13 protein-coding genes are annotated in these 14620 nt (G+C 59.9%); 2 read left to right on the plus strand and 11 right to left on the minus strand.

The window, feature by feature from the left end; all coding sequences use genetic code 11:
• Positions 1–4: 4 nt before the first annotated feature.
• Entirely contained in the window at positions 5–2053 is a 2049-nt protein-coding gene (locus ACR0DJ_RS06145; protein ID WP_480684215.1) for a ComEC/Rec2 family competence protein, read from the plus strand.
• Here the strand turns inward: ACR0DJ_RS06145 and lexA are convergent.
• From lexA to ACR0DJ_RS06175, 6 genes are all read right to left on the minus strand, one after another.
• Positions 2047–2745, minus strand: a complete 699-nt coding sequence (gene lexA, locus ACR0DJ_RS06150) for a transcriptional repressor LexA (protein WP_152458099.1) — start codon at positions 2743–2745, stop codon at positions 2047–2049. The two genes, ACR0DJ_RS06145 and lexA, sit on opposite strands and share 7 nt — an antisense overlap.
• 78 nt (positions 2746–2823) lie before the next feature.
• A complete protein-coding gene (locus ACR0DJ_RS06155) occupies positions 2824–3996 on the minus strand; it encodes a molybdopterin molybdotransferase MoeA (protein ID WP_480684217.1) in 1173 nt (390 codons plus the stop codon).
• A complete protein-coding gene (moaC, locus tag ACR0DJ_RS06160) occupies positions 3993–4466 on the minus strand; it encodes a cyclic pyranopterin monophosphate synthase MoaC (RefSeq protein ID WP_171725424.1) in 474 nt (157 codons plus the stop codon). The genes ACR0DJ_RS06155 and moaC overlap by 4 nt, the downstream gene beginning before the upstream one ends.
• On the minus strand, positions 4466–5278 hold the full coding sequence (trpC, locus tag ACR0DJ_RS06165; RefSeq protein ID WP_257600809.1) for an indole-3-glycerol phosphate synthase TrpC: 813 nt from the start codon (positions 5276–5278) through the stop codon (positions 4466–4468). The genes moaC and trpC overlap by 1 nt, the downstream gene beginning before the upstream one ends.
• Positions 5275–6294 (minus strand): anthranilate phosphoribosyltransferase, encoded by a 1020-nt coding sequence (trpD, locus tag ACR0DJ_RS06170; protein WP_480684220.1) that lies wholly within the window; start codon positions 6292–6294, stop codon positions 5275–5277. Before trpD ends, trpC begins: the two co-directional genes overlap by 4 nt.
• On the minus strand, positions 6291–6872 hold the full coding sequence (locus tag ACR0DJ_RS06175) for an anthranilate synthase component II (protein WP_257600807.1): 582 nt from the start codon (positions 6870–6872) through the stop codon (positions 6291–6293). Before ACR0DJ_RS06175 ends, trpD begins: the two co-directional genes overlap by 4 nt.
• Before the next feature lie 198 nt (positions 6873–7070).
• Here ACR0DJ_RS06175 and ACR0DJ_RS06180 point away from each other — a divergent pair, with 198 nt between their 5' ends.
• Positions 7071–8504, plus strand: coding sequence for a divergent polysaccharide deacetylase family protein (locus ACR0DJ_RS06180; RefSeq protein ID WP_480684222.1), 1434 nt, complete (start codon positions 7071–7073; stop codon positions 8502–8504).
• Positions 8505–8562: 58 nt separating this feature from the next.
• Here the strand turns inward: ACR0DJ_RS06180 and trpE are convergent, their stop codons facing one another.
• The 5 genes from trpE to fabI form a co-directional block, all read right to left on the minus strand.
• Positions 8563–10074, minus strand: a complete 1512-nt coding sequence (gene trpE / locus ACR0DJ_RS06185) for an anthranilate synthase component I (protein ID WP_480684224.1) — start codon at positions 10072–10074, stop codon at positions 8563–8565.
• Positions 10075–10085: 11 nt separating this feature from the next.
• Positions 10086–11927 (minus strand): peptidylprolyl isomerase, encoded by a 1842-nt coding sequence (locus ACR0DJ_RS06190; RefSeq protein ID WP_480684226.1) that lies wholly within the window; start codon positions 11925–11927, stop codon positions 10086–10088.
• An 80-nt stretch (positions 11928–12007) separates the two neighbouring features.
• On the minus strand, positions 12008–13183 hold the full coding sequence (locus ACR0DJ_RS06195) for an aminotransferase (RefSeq protein ID WP_480684228.1): 1176 nt from the start codon (positions 13181–13183) through the stop codon (positions 12008–12010).
• A gap of 21 nt (positions 13184–13204) precedes the next feature.
• Positions 13205–13714 carry a xanthine phosphoribosyltransferase gene (gene gpt / locus ACR0DJ_RS06200; protein ID WP_170344155.1) on the minus strand — a complete coding sequence of 170 codons (510 nt, stop codon included), beginning with the start codon at positions 13712–13714 and terminating at the stop codon, positions 13205–13207.
• Between the two features lie 4 nt (positions 13715–13718).
• A complete protein-coding gene (fabI, locus tag ACR0DJ_RS06205) occupies positions 13719–14525 on the minus strand; it encodes an enoyl-ACP reductase FabI (protein WP_170344156.1) in 807 nt (268 codons plus the stop codon).
• Between the last annotated feature and the right edge of the window lie 95 nt (positions 14526–14620).

A 14620-nucleotide genomic window follows, 5' to 3' on the forward strand; every position in this document is an offset into this window, starting at 1 on the left:
AACCATGCGTGTTCTTGCACGGGTCGAGGCCGCGCTGCTGCACCAGACAGGCTACCTTTTCCCCTGGACGCCGGTTTTGCTGGCGACGGGGATTGGTCTGTATTTTGGCGTCCGCGTCGAGCCGGATCGGTCAGTTTATTCCGGTCTTGTCTGTCTTGGAATTGCTCTGGTCGCCTTGCGCCGCCGGCTGCCACCGGGGGTGGGAACGTTGGCAATCGGGGGGGCGCTGATCGCTGCCGGTTTCATTCTGGCAGGCGTTCGCGCCCATATGGTGGCGGAACCGGTTCTGTCGTGGCGATATTATGGCCCTGTCGAGGGGAGGGTCGTCGCCATGGATCGGTCTGCCTCGGATGCGTTGCGGTTGACGCTTGATCAGGTACGCATAGGGGATGTGCCTCAGGAGCGCAGGCCGCAGCGCATCCGTCTTTCCGTTCATGGTCCGGCGGGCACTATCGTACCGGGGCAGCGCATTATGACCACCGGTCATCTTTCGCCGCCGCAAGGCCCGGTCGAGCCCGGAGGGTTCGACTTTCGCCGCCATGCCTGGTTTCAACGATTGGGCGCGGTCGGCTATACCCGCGTCCCGGTCATGACCATCGCACCCGCGACAGAGGGGATTGCCGGCATTCGGGTCACTGCGATCCGCATGGCCATTTCGCAGCGGGTCAGGCAGATCCTGCCCGGAGAAATCGGTGGATTTGCCGCGGCCGTCACCACCGGAGATCGCAGCGGGATGGGGCAGGAGACGCTTTCATCCTTGCGGGCGTCCAACCTTGCGCATCTGTTGGCCATTTCCGGGCTTCACATGGGGCTTCTGACCGGTTTTGTGTTCGTGGCTTGCCGATTGGGTCTGTCGCTGTGCCCTCCTGTGGCGTTGCGACTTCCGGTTCGGAAAGTGGCCGCTGTGCTCGCGCTTTGTGCCGCAACCCTTTATCTGTTGTTGTCCGGGGGGAACGTTGCAACCGAACGGGCCTTTGTCATGGTCAGCGTCATGCTGGGGGCCGTGTTGATCGACCGACGCGCGATTTCGCTGCGTGCGGTTGCTGTTGCCGCCGTGATCGTGCTGGTTCTTCGACCCGAGTCGCTGCTGAGCCCCGGATTTCAAATGTCGTTCGCCGCAACCACAGCCTTGGTCGCCGTCTTCGGAGCGTTGCGAGAGGTAGGCCCGTTACCCGGCCCAAACTGGTTGAAACCGGTCGTTGGCGTGGTGATGTCATCGGCAATTGCAGGTCTTGCGACAGCCCCCATTGGTGCGGCGCATTTCAATACGATGTCCCATTACGGTCTGCTGGCAAACCTGCTTTCCGTTCCCGTCATGGGGCTTCTCGTCGTACCCTCTGCCGTCGTCGCTGCATTTCTGGCCCCGTTTGGACTGGAGGCACTTGCCCTGACCGTCATGGGGTGGGCATTGCATTGGATCCTTACGGTTTCCGACTGGGTGTCGCACCTTGAGGGGGCGCAGGGTTTTGTGGTCAGCCCGCCATGGTACATCCTGCCACTGGTCGCATTCGGCGCCTTGTGGATGGCCTTGTGGCAGGGACAAGCACGATGGGCCGGAGCAGTACCTGTTGCCCTGGCATTTATGCTTTGGAACTCGGGTCACAGACCGGATGTTCTGATCGCTGAAAACGGCGGGTTGGTCGGCGTGATGACCGACAAGGGCAGGGCCCTCAGCAAAAGCAAAGGCAGTGGGTTTGTCGCCGGTGTCTGGCTTGAAAATGACGGAGACGGCGTTGATCAGATCGAGGCGGCGCTCAGATGGCCGGACGGCAGCATCGTTCAACGTTACCCGCTGAAGGACTATGAGATCATCCATATCACCGGAAAAAGGGCGGCGCGCGCGTTTGACGAATGTCGGGACAACCAGATCATCATCTCGGCTGTTGCGCTTGCCCTGCAAGGTCCGTGCGGGGTGTTCGATCCGGAACGGTTGTACGAAACCGGCAGCCTGTCGGTTTCGAACGGAAAGCTGACCTCAAGCGCAGACATGACCGGCCATCGGCTTTGGTCCCCGAAACCTGCCGGGGACCGTCATTCCAAGCAGGCTCAATAGGTGCGGATCAGTCCGACCAACCGGCCCTGAACCTTGACCTTCTCTTCGGGCAGGACGCGCGTTTCATAGGCCGGGTTTGCAGCCTCCAGAGCGATTGCATTGCCGCGGCGGAAGTACCGCTTGAGGGTCGCTTCCTGATCTTCGACCAGAGCAACCACAATGTCGCCGTTATCCGCGGTCGAGGTTTCCCGGATGACGACCACATCACCGTCATTGATGCCGGCATCGATCATCGAGTCACCGCGAACTTCCAGTGCATAATGCTGACCCTGTCCCGAAACCATGGGGCCGGGGACGGCCACGTGATGCGAAACATGGCTGATTGCTTCGATGGGAACACCGGCTGCGATCCGGCCCATGACTGGCAGTTCCAGCGCGTCCACCGATACAGGCTCCACGTTCGCAGGGCGAGGACCTTTGGGCCTGTCACCTTCGATAACGCGGGGTGTAAAGCCGGCCGTTGGCTCGCCGCCAAGGCTTTCGGGCAGTTTCACAATCTCAATGGCCCGAGCGCGATGGGCAAGGCGGCGGATAAACCCGCGTTCCTCCAATGCGGTGATCAACCTGTGAATGCCGGATTTCGACCGCAGGTCGAGAGCAGCCTTCATTTCATCAAAACTGGGCGGAACACCGTCCGCCTGCACGCGTTTGTGGATGAATTCCAGCAAATCCAATTGCTTCTTGGTCAGCATCGCTCACACCTCGTCGCTCATGCGTTTTCTTTTGTTCTACGCATGTTCACGTTTTGTGTCAACGAATTTGAGGGCAGGTCAGATCGGCAGATATTCGACCATTTCCCCGATGTCGCGCGCCGGATCGTGTGGGGCGCGGACCAACAGCGCGTTGGACTGGGCCAGTACATTGAGAAGCGAACTGTCCTGATCTGCGCAAGCCTCGATACCGGCATCCGTCACCACGGCGCGCATATAATGCTCACGCGGGCCATTCTCGGGCAAAGGACCACTCAGCCGGGCCGTGCGGAAGGGGGGCAGCACCTGTTCAAGCCCCAGCATCCGGCGCACCATCGGAGCCAGAAACAGATAGCCGCAGACCATGGCGCTGACCGGATTGCCCGGTAACCCGACCATCGCCGCGTTGCCGATACGACCGGCCATCAGGGGTTTTCCGGGGCGCATTCGGATCTTGTAGAAGGATTGCTTCATTCCCAACCCCTGCGAGACGTCCGACACGAGGTCATAATCGCCAACCGACGCCCCGCCGATCGTCACGACCAGATCCGCCCCCTGCGCAAGGCCAAAGGCCGTTTCGAGCGACGAAACAGTGTCCCGCGCGATCGGAAGCACGCGCACCACAGCCCCCAATCCTTCGAGCATTGCCTTCAGGCCAAACGTGTTCGAGGCAATGATTTGATCGGGGCCGGGTTCTTCCCCGGGCATGACCAACTCGTCTCCTGTCGAGATGAGGGCGATCACGGGTTTGCGCGAAACCGGGACGCGGGGGATGTTCATAGCGGCCATCAAGGCCACATCTTCCGCGCGGATCAAACGCGGGGCCGATATGGACGTGCCAGCCTTGAAATCCACACCAGCGGGCCGAATGTTGGTTTTGGCGCCGGGTGTGTCCGTGATTGTCAGAAGATCGCCGCGGCGGTCCGTATCCTCTTGAATCACAACGAAATCCGCACCCTCGGGTACAGGGGCGCCGGTATAGATGCGAACGGCCTGTCCTGGGCCTACAGCGCCTTCAAAACGACGCCCGGCCGCTGACTCGCCCACGATTTTGAACATGGCGTGCAGTTCGACCTCGTCAGATTTGACCGCATAGCCATCCATGGAAGAGGCGGCAAAAGGCGGTTGATCCCGCGTGGCCGTGACGTCCCGCGACAGAACACGCCCTGCGGACTGGGCCAGTGGAACCTCTTCCGCCGGCAATGGCCCCACAAGATCGAACAACAGGGCGCGGGCCTCTTCGACAGTAATCATTTCGCCTCGTAACGCCCTGATTTGCCGCCATCTTTAAGCAGAACGCGAATGCCGCCTATCTCCATCGCCTTATCGACGGCCTTGGTCATGTCGTATACCGTCAAGGCGGCTGTCGATACGGCGGTCAGCGCTTCCATCTCGACCCCGGTCTGGCCCGAGGTCTTGACGGTGGCCTGGATCCGAACACCCGGCAGGTCGGGGTCAAGTGTAAGCTCGACCGCCACTTTGGTCACCGGCAAAGGATGACACAGCGGAATGAGGTCCGGCGTTTTCTTTGCACCCATGATGCCGGCCAAACGGGCAATGCCCAGAACATCGCCCTTCTTGGCGCGACCTTCGGAAATGATTTCAAAGGTTTCGGGCGCCATCCTGATGTGACCTTCGGCAACGGCAACGCGATCTGTTACCTCCTTGCCCGAGACATCGACCATATGTGCCTGACCTTGGGCATCGAAATGGGTCAGTGGCATCACATCACTCCGGGGATCAGCGGGTTGGACAGGATATGGCGCGTTGCGGCTTCAACATCGTCCTGCCGCATCAGACTTTCTCCGATCAAGAAGCAGCGGGCCCCATACCGCGCTATGTCCCTCAGATCGTCTGGTGTGCCCAATCCGCTTTCGCAAACGATGGTGCGATCGGCGGGCACCAGCTTGGACAGGCGGCGCGTCGTGTCGAGCGTTGTCTCGAAGGTCTTCAGATTGCGGTTGTTGATACCGATCAGCGGGCTTTTCAGCTGTGCCGCGCGTTCAAGCTCTGCTTCGTCGTGGACTTCGATCAGAACGTCCATCTCCCAATCGAATGCAGTGTTTTCCAGTTCAGCCGCCTGATCATCACTGACCGAGGCCATGATGATCAGAATACAGTCCGCCCCCAGGGCGCGAGCTTCGACCACCTGATACGGGTCGTACATGAAATCCTTGCGCAAAGCGGGCAGGGATGTCGCCTCGCGTGCTTGCGTCAAATACTCTTTCTTGCCCTGAAAACTGGGGGTGTCGGTCAGGACGGACAAACATGTCGCGCCACCATCTTCATAAGCCTTTGCAAGAACGGGCGGGTCGAAATCCGGCCGGATCAGCCCCTTGGACGGGCTGGCTTTCTTGATCTCGGCGATCAGGCCATAGCCTTGCCGCGAGGCGTGTTGCAGCGCATTGGCAAAGCCACGGGGCTCCGAGGCGGCCCGTGCCTCACCTTCCAGAGTTTCCAAAGATTTCCGGGCCTTGTCCGCCGCGACCTCTTCCAGTTTGTAGGCTTTGATTCTGTCCAGAACAGTTTCGGTCATGCGGCTTCCTGTGTCTTGGCGGCCAAGGCCGTGATTTTGTTTTTGGCATTGCCACTGTCGATGCTTTCAGCAGCCATGGCCACGCCTTCGCGCAGATCATTTGCCGCTTCGGCGACGACCAGAGCGGCGGCCGAATTCAGCAGCACCGCGTCACGATACGCTGACGGGTCACCGTCCAGCAAAGCCCGGAACGCAACGGCGTTTTCCTCGGGCGTGCCTCCGATGATGTCCTCGAAAGGATGCACGGGAAGACCAGCGTCTTCGGGGTGCAGTTCGACCTCTTTCACCATCTCGTCTTCCAGAGCGGCGACCCAGCTGATGCCGGTAATCGTGAGCTCGTCCGTCCCGTCCGAGCCATGCACCAGCCAGGCCCGGTCCGAGCCCAGCAGGCCAAGCGTTTCGGCCATCGGGCGGATCAGGTCGCGGCTGAAGGCGCCGGTCAATTGCCGTTTGACGCCAGCAGGGTTGGTCAGGGGGCCGAGAATATTGAAGATCGTGCGCGTTCCCAGTTCTTGCCGGGACGGCATCACATGGGCGATGGCAGGGTGGTGCATTGGTGCCATCATGAAGCCGATTCCAACGTCTTTCAGCGCATTTTCAACGACTTGCGGGCCAACCATGACGTTGATGCCCATCTGGCCCAATGCATCCGCCGCGCCGGATTTGGAGCTCAGGTTGCGATTGCCGTGTTTCGCGACCGTGACTCCGGCACCGGCCACGACAAAAGCGGTCGCGGTCGAAATATTCAGGGTGCCTTTGCCATCGCCACCGGTGCCGACGATATCCATCGCCCCCTCGGGTGCGTTCACGGCATTGCATTTCGCGCGCATCACGGCCGCCGCCGCGGCGTATTCATCGACCGTCTCGCCGCGTGTCCGCATGGCCATGAGCAAACCGCCGATCTGGCTGGGCGTGGCTTCACCATCGAACAATATGGCAAAGGCCTTTTCGGCCTCGGCACGTGTCAAAGGACGATCGGCTGCGGCTCCGATCAGCGGTTTAAGCGCGTCGCTCATGCCGGGACTTTCAGTTCTTGCAGGAAGTTCTTGAGAAGGGCGTGGCCGTGCTCGGATGCGATGGATTCCGGATGGAACTGCACACCGTGGATCGGCAATTCCTTGTGTTGCAGCCCCATGATGGTGCCGTCGTCCAGCTCGGCCGTGATCTCGAGGCAATCGGGCAGGGTCTCGCGCTCGACCACCAGCGAATGGTATCGGGTTGCTTCAAAGGGTGAGGGCAGTCCGGCAAACAGGCCTTTGCCGGTGTGCTTCACCGTGCCCATCTTGCCATGAACGATCTCATGGCATCGAACCACCTTGCCGCCAAACACCTGACCTATGGTCTGATGGCCCAGGCAAACCCCCAAAAGCGGCGTTTTGGTTTCGGCCGCAGCTTGTGTCAGTGCCAGGCAAATCCCCGCCTGATCCGGATCGCAGGGGCCAGGGCTCAGCAGGATGCCGGCAGGGTTCATGGCCATCGCTTCCTGCACATCCAGCGCATCATTTCGGCGAATGACCATTTCGGCACCAAGTTCGCCTAAATAATGTACCAAATTGTAGGTAAACGAGTCGTAGTTGTCGATCAGCAGCAGCATTTGGGCACTTATCTTCGCTTGGGCATTTCGGGCTGGCGATGCAGCCCCGGGCCACGGTATAATGTCCGCACATACATGCTCAGGCTTGAGCGGCAGCGTCAAGAGGACATACCGTTTCTGACGCGTTCAATTGGCCGAGCGCCACACCAGATGGCGCAGAGCTGGACGAGGCAGAGGAAAGAGGCGAAAGGCAGGAAAATGGGCGGATTTTTCGGAGGAATGGTCGCGGGCGCGATCGTTGTTTTGATCTTGGGCGCGGTCGTGTCTCTCAAGACGCCGATGGTGAATACCCCGGTTGTCGCAACCGAAGCACCGGCACCGACGATTTCTGAAACGCCCGAAGCTCCGGCTGAAGTGGCTGAGGCCGGTTCTGACGCCGATCTGGTTGAACTGGCCCCGCGTGCGCCAGAAGCCGCCGATGACGCCAGCGAGGATCTTGCCGATCTGTCGGGTCTGGAAACATCAGTCGATTCCCAGCCAGTTGTCGGCGCCGCAACGGACGAATTGATCCAACCGGAATCAGCAGATGCAAATGAAGTGTCATTCGTGATCGAAGCACCCGCCGCCCTGCCAGAGCCAAGTCAGGTTCCCGCGATTCAGCCAGACGATGTGCTGCCTGCGGTCATTGATGAAACACCGGCCTCGCCAGCAGAGCCCGAAAACACCGAGATGGCCGCGCTTGCGCCCGAACCGGATCCTCTGCCACAGGCAGCGCCAGAACCGAAGGCAGAGTCGACAGAGGCCGAAGAACAGAACCCCTTTGAAAACAGCCCGATTGCCGTGGAAGGCGATGAAGACACCATGCCACGTGAACTGCCGCGCATCGCTGCGCTGCCCCAGATCGGGGGCGAGCAGAAAGCAAGTGCCAGCTCGATCATCGGGAAACGCGTCGTACCGTTGACGGAACGCGATGATGAACCCGTCGTGGAACAGGCCTCGGCTGAACAGCCGAAATCGGACAAGCCGATCGAGCGTTTTGCGGCAAAGTTCGAAAACCCCGAATCCAAGCCGCTGATGTCGATCATTCTGATTGATGACGAGGGTTCATTCGGGTCCGAAGCGTTGCAGGACTTTCCGTATCCGATCAGCTTCGCCGTGAACCCATCGGACCCTGATGCGGCAGAAAAGATGGCACGCCATCGCAAGGCCGGGTTCGAGGTGCTGGCACTGGCGGATCTGCCCGAGGCGGCAAGTGCACAGGACGCCGAGGTGTCGCTGTCGGTGTGGCTGGATACCCTGCCGGAAACGGTTGGTATTCTGGAAGGTGTGAACAGCGGGATTCAAGGCAATCGCAAACTGGCCGATCAGGTCGCCGCGATTGCTGCGGGAACCGGTCGTGGGCTGATTACGCAGGACAATGGGCTCAACACCGTTCAGAAACTGGCGGCGCGAAACGGAATTCCGTCCAGTGTCGTTTTCCGCGATATCGACGGCGCACGGCAGGACCCCAAAATCATGCGCAGGTTCCTGGATCAGGCCGCTTTCCGTGCCGGTCAGGAAGGGACAGTGGTCATGCTGGGGCGCGTGCGTCCCGAGACGATTTCAGCCCTGTTGCTGTGGGGGCTGGAAGATCGGGGCAACCGCGTGGCAATGGCTCCGATCTCGGCAGTCATGATGAAAAACGTGCAGTGACCAGTGCAGAAAGCAACGAAAAGGGGCGGTGATCATCTGACCGGCCGCCCCTGTTTTATTAGCCGTTTCCGTTCCCGGTAAACCGCGCTGCGTCAGCTGCTGCGCGCCGTATGGCGTTGGATTTATGAACGGTTTCCATAAACTCGGCTTCGGGATCGCTGTCATAGACGACGCCACCGCCGGCTTGGATATAGAGTTTCTGATCTTTCACGATGGCCGTGCGCAGGGCGATACACATGTCCATGTCGCCGCCCGCGCTGAAATAGCCGACGCCGCCGCCATAAACGCCGCGTTTTTCAGGCTCCAACTCGTCGATGATCTCCATCGCGCGCACTTTGGGCGCGCCCGAGACGGTGCCCGCAGGCATCCCGGCAAAGAAAGCGTCCAGCGCGTCTTTGTCTTCGGCCAGTTCGCCCACCACGTTCGACACAATGTGCATCACGTGGCTGTAGCGTTCGATGATGAACTCTTCGGTCGGGCGTACTGTTCCGATCTTTGATACGCGACCGGTATCGTTGCGACCCAGATCCAGCAGCATCAGATGCTCGGCCAGTTCTTTCTTGTCGGCCAGCAGATCAAGCTCATTCGCCTTGTCTTCTTCTGGCGTCGCGCCTCGGGGGCGGGTGCCTGCGATGGGGCGAATGGTGACTTCATTGCCGAACACACGCACCAAAATCTCGGGGCTTGCGCCCACGACCTGGAAACCGCCGAAGTTGAAATAGAACATGAAGGGTGACGGATTCGTGCGCCGCAAGGACCGGTAGAGAGCAAATGGCGGCAGCGGAAAATCCTGCGTCCAGCGCTGAGCCGGAACAACTTGGAAAATGTCACCCGCGCGGATGTATTCCTTGGCCTTTTCAACCGCCTTCATATAGCCGGACTTGGTGAAGTTCGACACCGGTGGGGCGACTTCGCGCGCGTCACCCAGATCGCGGGTTTCTGCGGGCATGGCACGTTCCAGATCGCGGACCGCATCCATTACACGCTCAGCCGCCTGCGCATACGCAGCTTTGGCCGATTGACCGTCACTGGCCCAGGCGGGTGACACCACTGTCACCTCACCCTTGACCCCATCCAGCACCGCGATGACAGACGGGCGCAGCATGATCGCATCGGGCAGACCCAGGGGATCGGGGTTCACATTCGGAAGGTGTTCCACCAGCCGAACCATGTCATATCCCAGATACCCGAACAGCCCGGCAGCGGCCTGCGGCAAGTCATCGGGCAATTCTATACGGCTTTCGGCCAGAAGCGCCCGCAGGTTGTCCATCGGGTTGCCATCCTGAGGCGAGAACGCCTCGGAATCGAAACGGGCCGAGCGGTTCAGCTCAGATGTTTCGCCGCGACAGCGCCAGACCAGATCAGGTTTCATACCGATGATCGAATAGCGGCCACGCACCTCACCGCCTGTCACCGATTCCAGCATGAACGCGTCTTTCTGCGCGCCCGTCAGCTTGAGCATCAGTGACACAGGTGTGTCCAGATCGGCGGCCAGACGTGTGTAAACAACCTGGTTTTCGCCCGCTTCATAGGCGCGCGCGAAGGTTTCGAAATCGGGTGTCAGGGCCATATCGGTCTCGTTTAAAAGCTCGCCTGCACGGCGTTCAGAGCCTGCTGATCCACGACGGGGCGCGCCCGGGTCTGGGCATCACGTACGTAGGCGTTGAAAATATTCTGTGCCAGAGCCTGATCCATCTGTGTGCTCAGGGCATCACGCAACTGGCGCAGTTCATCCGTATCCGCCGGCGGCAGGATTTCGTCCAGACGCACAATCCAGGCCGCACCGTTGCCGCCAATAACGCGCAACTCGCCCGGTTCCATGGCGAATACTTCGGTCATGAAATCGGCGGGAACGTCATCCAGAAACGCGGTGCGGGTCAGGGCGTTTTCGACGCGGAAGGGCAGACCGGTCGCGGCAAAATCACCGTCAGTTGCCAGTTGGTTCAGAATGGCATCCGCCTTTTCCCGCAGGGTTTTGTTGGTCTCGGCCTGTTGCCAGGCCGCGGCGACACGGTCGCGCGCGCTCTCCAGCGGTTCCGGGCGGCGCGGCAGAACCTCGTCCAGGCGCAGGGCAAAAATTGACCCGTCTTCGAGGAAGGCAATTTCAGGGAAATCCCCTTCCTGCACGGCTTCTGCGGCCGCTCGGAACCCGTCATAGGCCGCAACGCCTTCGTCGCTGTCACGGGTCCAGTCGATCTGACCCAGTTCCATTTCGGTTTCTTCCGCCAGTTCTTCCAGAGTGGCACCGCCCGCCAGCATGTCGTTGATATCTTCGGATTGCGCCTCGATCAGGCGGCGGGCGCGTTCAGTCGCCAACTCTTCCCGAAGTGCCGGCTCGGCCTCGTCATATGGAACACTGTTCGCGGCCAGTGATCCGTTGACACGGAACAGGGCCGGACCGAACACCGAAGGCAACGGGCCCACGACAGCGTCAAGCTCGGCCGCAAAAACGGCGTCCGCAGCTTCGCCCAGATCCTCACGCGTCACGTCGCCCAGATCGATGTCGTTCAGTTCCAGATCGCGATCCCGAACCAACTGTTCAAAAGTCGTGCCGCCAACCTCGAGCTGCGCCAAAGCGTCCTTGGCGGCCTGTTCGCTTGGGAAGTTCAGACGTTCAACCAGACGGCGTTCGGGTTGGTTGTATTCGTCGGACCGTTCTTCATAAAGCTTCCGCAACGCGTCTTCGTCGATTTCGACCGTGTCCACCAACATTTCAGGCGACAGAATCGCATAAGTCAGCTGCTTGGTGCGGGGCAGGGTAAACTGATCTCCATTGTCATCGTAGAATGCCTGGATCTGCGCGTCCGTTGGTTCGGCCACAGGTGTGTCCAGTGCTTCCGCCCCGACAGTTGCGACCGTAAAGCTGCGCCGCGCGCCGATGTAGTCGACCATCGTGTCTGTCATCGTTGCGGGCATTTTCACGCCGCCCATGATAGCGCCCTGCACGATGGTTCGGGCGGATTCCTTGCGCAGATCGGATTCGAATTCGGAATCGGTCATGCCGACCTGTTCCAGCTGAAAGCGATAGGATTCACGGTCAAAAGTTCCGTTGACACCCTGAAACGCCGGGATCGAGATGATCTCCTGCTGAAGGTTCTCATCGCCGATGGAAATCCCAAGCTGACGGACCTCGTTGTCCAGCGCTGCCAAAGCGGTCAGGCGGGCAAGGGCGTTTCGATCCAGACCCAGCTCGCGCGCTTGCGACATCTGCAAAGGCTGCCCGGATTGTGCTTCGACCGCTCGGATTTCGCGCTGCAATTCGCGCACATAGTCATCGACCGAGATGCTTTCGTCGCCGACTTGCGCAACTGTGCGGATCGTCCCGCTGAGGTTGACCGCGCCAAATCCCGCAAGGCCCAGCATCAGCAGGCCCATCAGAATCCAGACAAAGGTTTTCGAAAGACTTTTAGCGCCTGCGGCCATGATGCCCTCTTGTTTTTTTGGCAGAGTTCTGCCCTGTCGGTTGCGGCCCTGAATACGACGCACACCGCCGAGGGGCAAGCTTAGAAGGACAGGTCCTGCAACCGGTCGAACAATTGGCCCAGCCCGGCCCGATCCAGATTGGCAAAAGCAATGCGCACCTGCCGTTTTCCATCCGGGTCATGATCGGGCATGAACATGGTGCCGGGCAACAGCAGCACACCGGCTTCGCTGACCAGACGGCGCGCAAGCTCGTCTGACGACAGGTCGAACGGATGTTCGAGATAGGCAAAATAGGCGCCAAGTCCCAAAAGCCGCCAACCCCGGGTTTCAAGCGCCGGCATTCCTTCTGCAATGGCTGCGCGGCGGTCCAGAATTTCATCGCGCTCGCCGGCCAGCCATTGCGACAGGTTTTGCATACCCCACAACGCAGCGAACTGGCCGATCTGGCCGGGGCAAATGGCGACCGTATCCAGAAATTTCTCGACCTCGGACAACAGCTCCGGGCTTGTCGCGATGGCGCCAACCCTGTGGCCCGTCAGACGGTAAGCCTTGGAAAAAGAGTACAGGTGGACAAGCGTTTCGTCCCATCCGGGTTGTTGAAACAGATCATGCGGAGGGCCGCTGCGGCTGTCGAAATCGCGATAGGTTTCATCGACGATCAGGCGAATCCCGGTTTCACGGGCCAGGTTGTAAAAGGCCCTGACAAGTTCGGCAGGGTATTCGATGCCGCCCGGGTTGTTGGGCGTGACCAGTGCAATGGCGCGGGTCTTGTCCGTAATCAAACCGCGCGCACGCTCTGGATCGGGTAGAAGGTCATCGCCGGTCGGCAGGTCCACGGCTTGTACTCCTGCCATGTCCAGCCACATTTTATGGTTGAAATACCAAGGGGTTGGCAGAATGACCTCATCGGCTTCGCCGGTGATCGCCGATATCACGGCCGAAAACGCCTGATTGCAGCCTGATGTAATGGCGATCCGGGGTGCGTCTACCTGTGCAGCATAGTGAAAACTGATCTGCGCCGCCAGTTCAGCGCGCAGATCGTCATTGCCCAAAACCGGGCCATAAAGATGTGCGCTGTCTTCGCGAACGGCGAACTCGGCCATGGCCTGCCGCAAGGCCAGCGGCGGCGGATCGACCGGGGCCGCCTGGCTTACGTTGATCAACGGGCGGTCGGATGGGAAGGAAACGCCCTCGACCCATCGGCGCGCCTCCATCACCGGAGGTGCGAACGTTGCGGCGGTACGGCTGAGCGTCATGTGCGGTCTACTGTTCTGGAATCAATCGGTGCCGCGATACGGCTCGACATATTGAAGGGCCATATCCCATGGGAAGAAGATCCATGTGTCCTGGCTGACCTCGGTGATGAAGGTATCCACCATCGGACGGCCCTTGGGTTTGGCGTAAACCGTCGCGAAATGCGCGTTCGGGTACATTTCCCGCACCAGTTCCAGCGTCTTTCCACTGTCGACCAGATCGTCGATGATCAGAATACCGGTTCCGTCGCCCATCAGGTCGGCGTCCGGAGATTTCAACACCTCTGCTTCACCCTGTTCCTGATGGTGGTACGAACGCACACTGATCGTATCCACCGTACGGATGTCCAGTTCGCGGCTGACGATCATCGCAGGCGCCATGCCGCCGCGCGTGATCGCGACAACACCCCGCCAGTTGCCATCATCGGGCCCTTGCCCGTCAAGACGCCAGGCCAGTGCACGCGAATCGCGATGAATCTGGTCCCAGCTGATGTGAAAGCCTTTTTCGTGGGGCAGGCGGTCCTTGGCGCTCATGTTCTTAACCTTTTTCCATGTCCGGGGCGTCAACGGCCTTCATGCCGACGATGTGATACCCGGAATCCACATGCAGGTTTTCACCGGTTACGCCGCTGGACAGATCCGACAGAAGATACAGCGCCGAGTTTCCGACATCGTCAATGGTCACGTTCCGACGCAAGGGAGAGTTATATTCGTTCCACTTCATGATATAGCGGAAATCGCCGATGCCGCTGGCGGCCAGGGTTTTGATCGGACCGGCCGAGATCGAGTTCACGCGGATGCCATCCTTGCCCAGATCCTCAGCCAGGTATTTGACCGAGGCCTCGAGCGCGGCCTTGGCGACGCCCATGACATTGTAATGCGGCATGACCTGTTCAGCGCCGTAATAGGTCAGGGTTACAGCGCTGCCGCCCTCGGACATCATCTTTTCAGCACGCTGCATCACGGCCGTGAAAGAATAGACCGACACATCCATCGTCAGTTTGAAATTCGCGCGACTGGTGTCGACATAGCGACCGCGCAGCTCGTTCTTGTCGGAAAAGCCGATGGCGTGGACGATGAAGTCCAGCTTGCCCCATTTCTCTTCCAGCGCTGCAAAGAGCGCGTCGATGGATGCTTCGTCACTGACGTCGCAGGGCAGAACGATTTCGCTGCCCAATTGCGCCGCCAGCGGGTCGACACGCTTTTTCAAAGCCTCGCCCTGATAGGAAAAGGCCAGCTCGGCCCCGGCATTCGACAAGGCGCGGGCGATTCCCCATGCGATTGATTTGTCATTGGCCAGTCCCATGATGAGGCCGCGTTTGCCGGCCATCAACTGATTTGACATGTTCGGTTCTCCGCCTGTCTTCGCGTTATGTTGAGTTGGTTTATGCCATTGGTTGCGTTGCATCAAGGCCGTGCGCTCTTGCCCGCAGCGGGTTC

The organism is Ruegeria sp. BF10 (genome assembly GCF_056538725.1).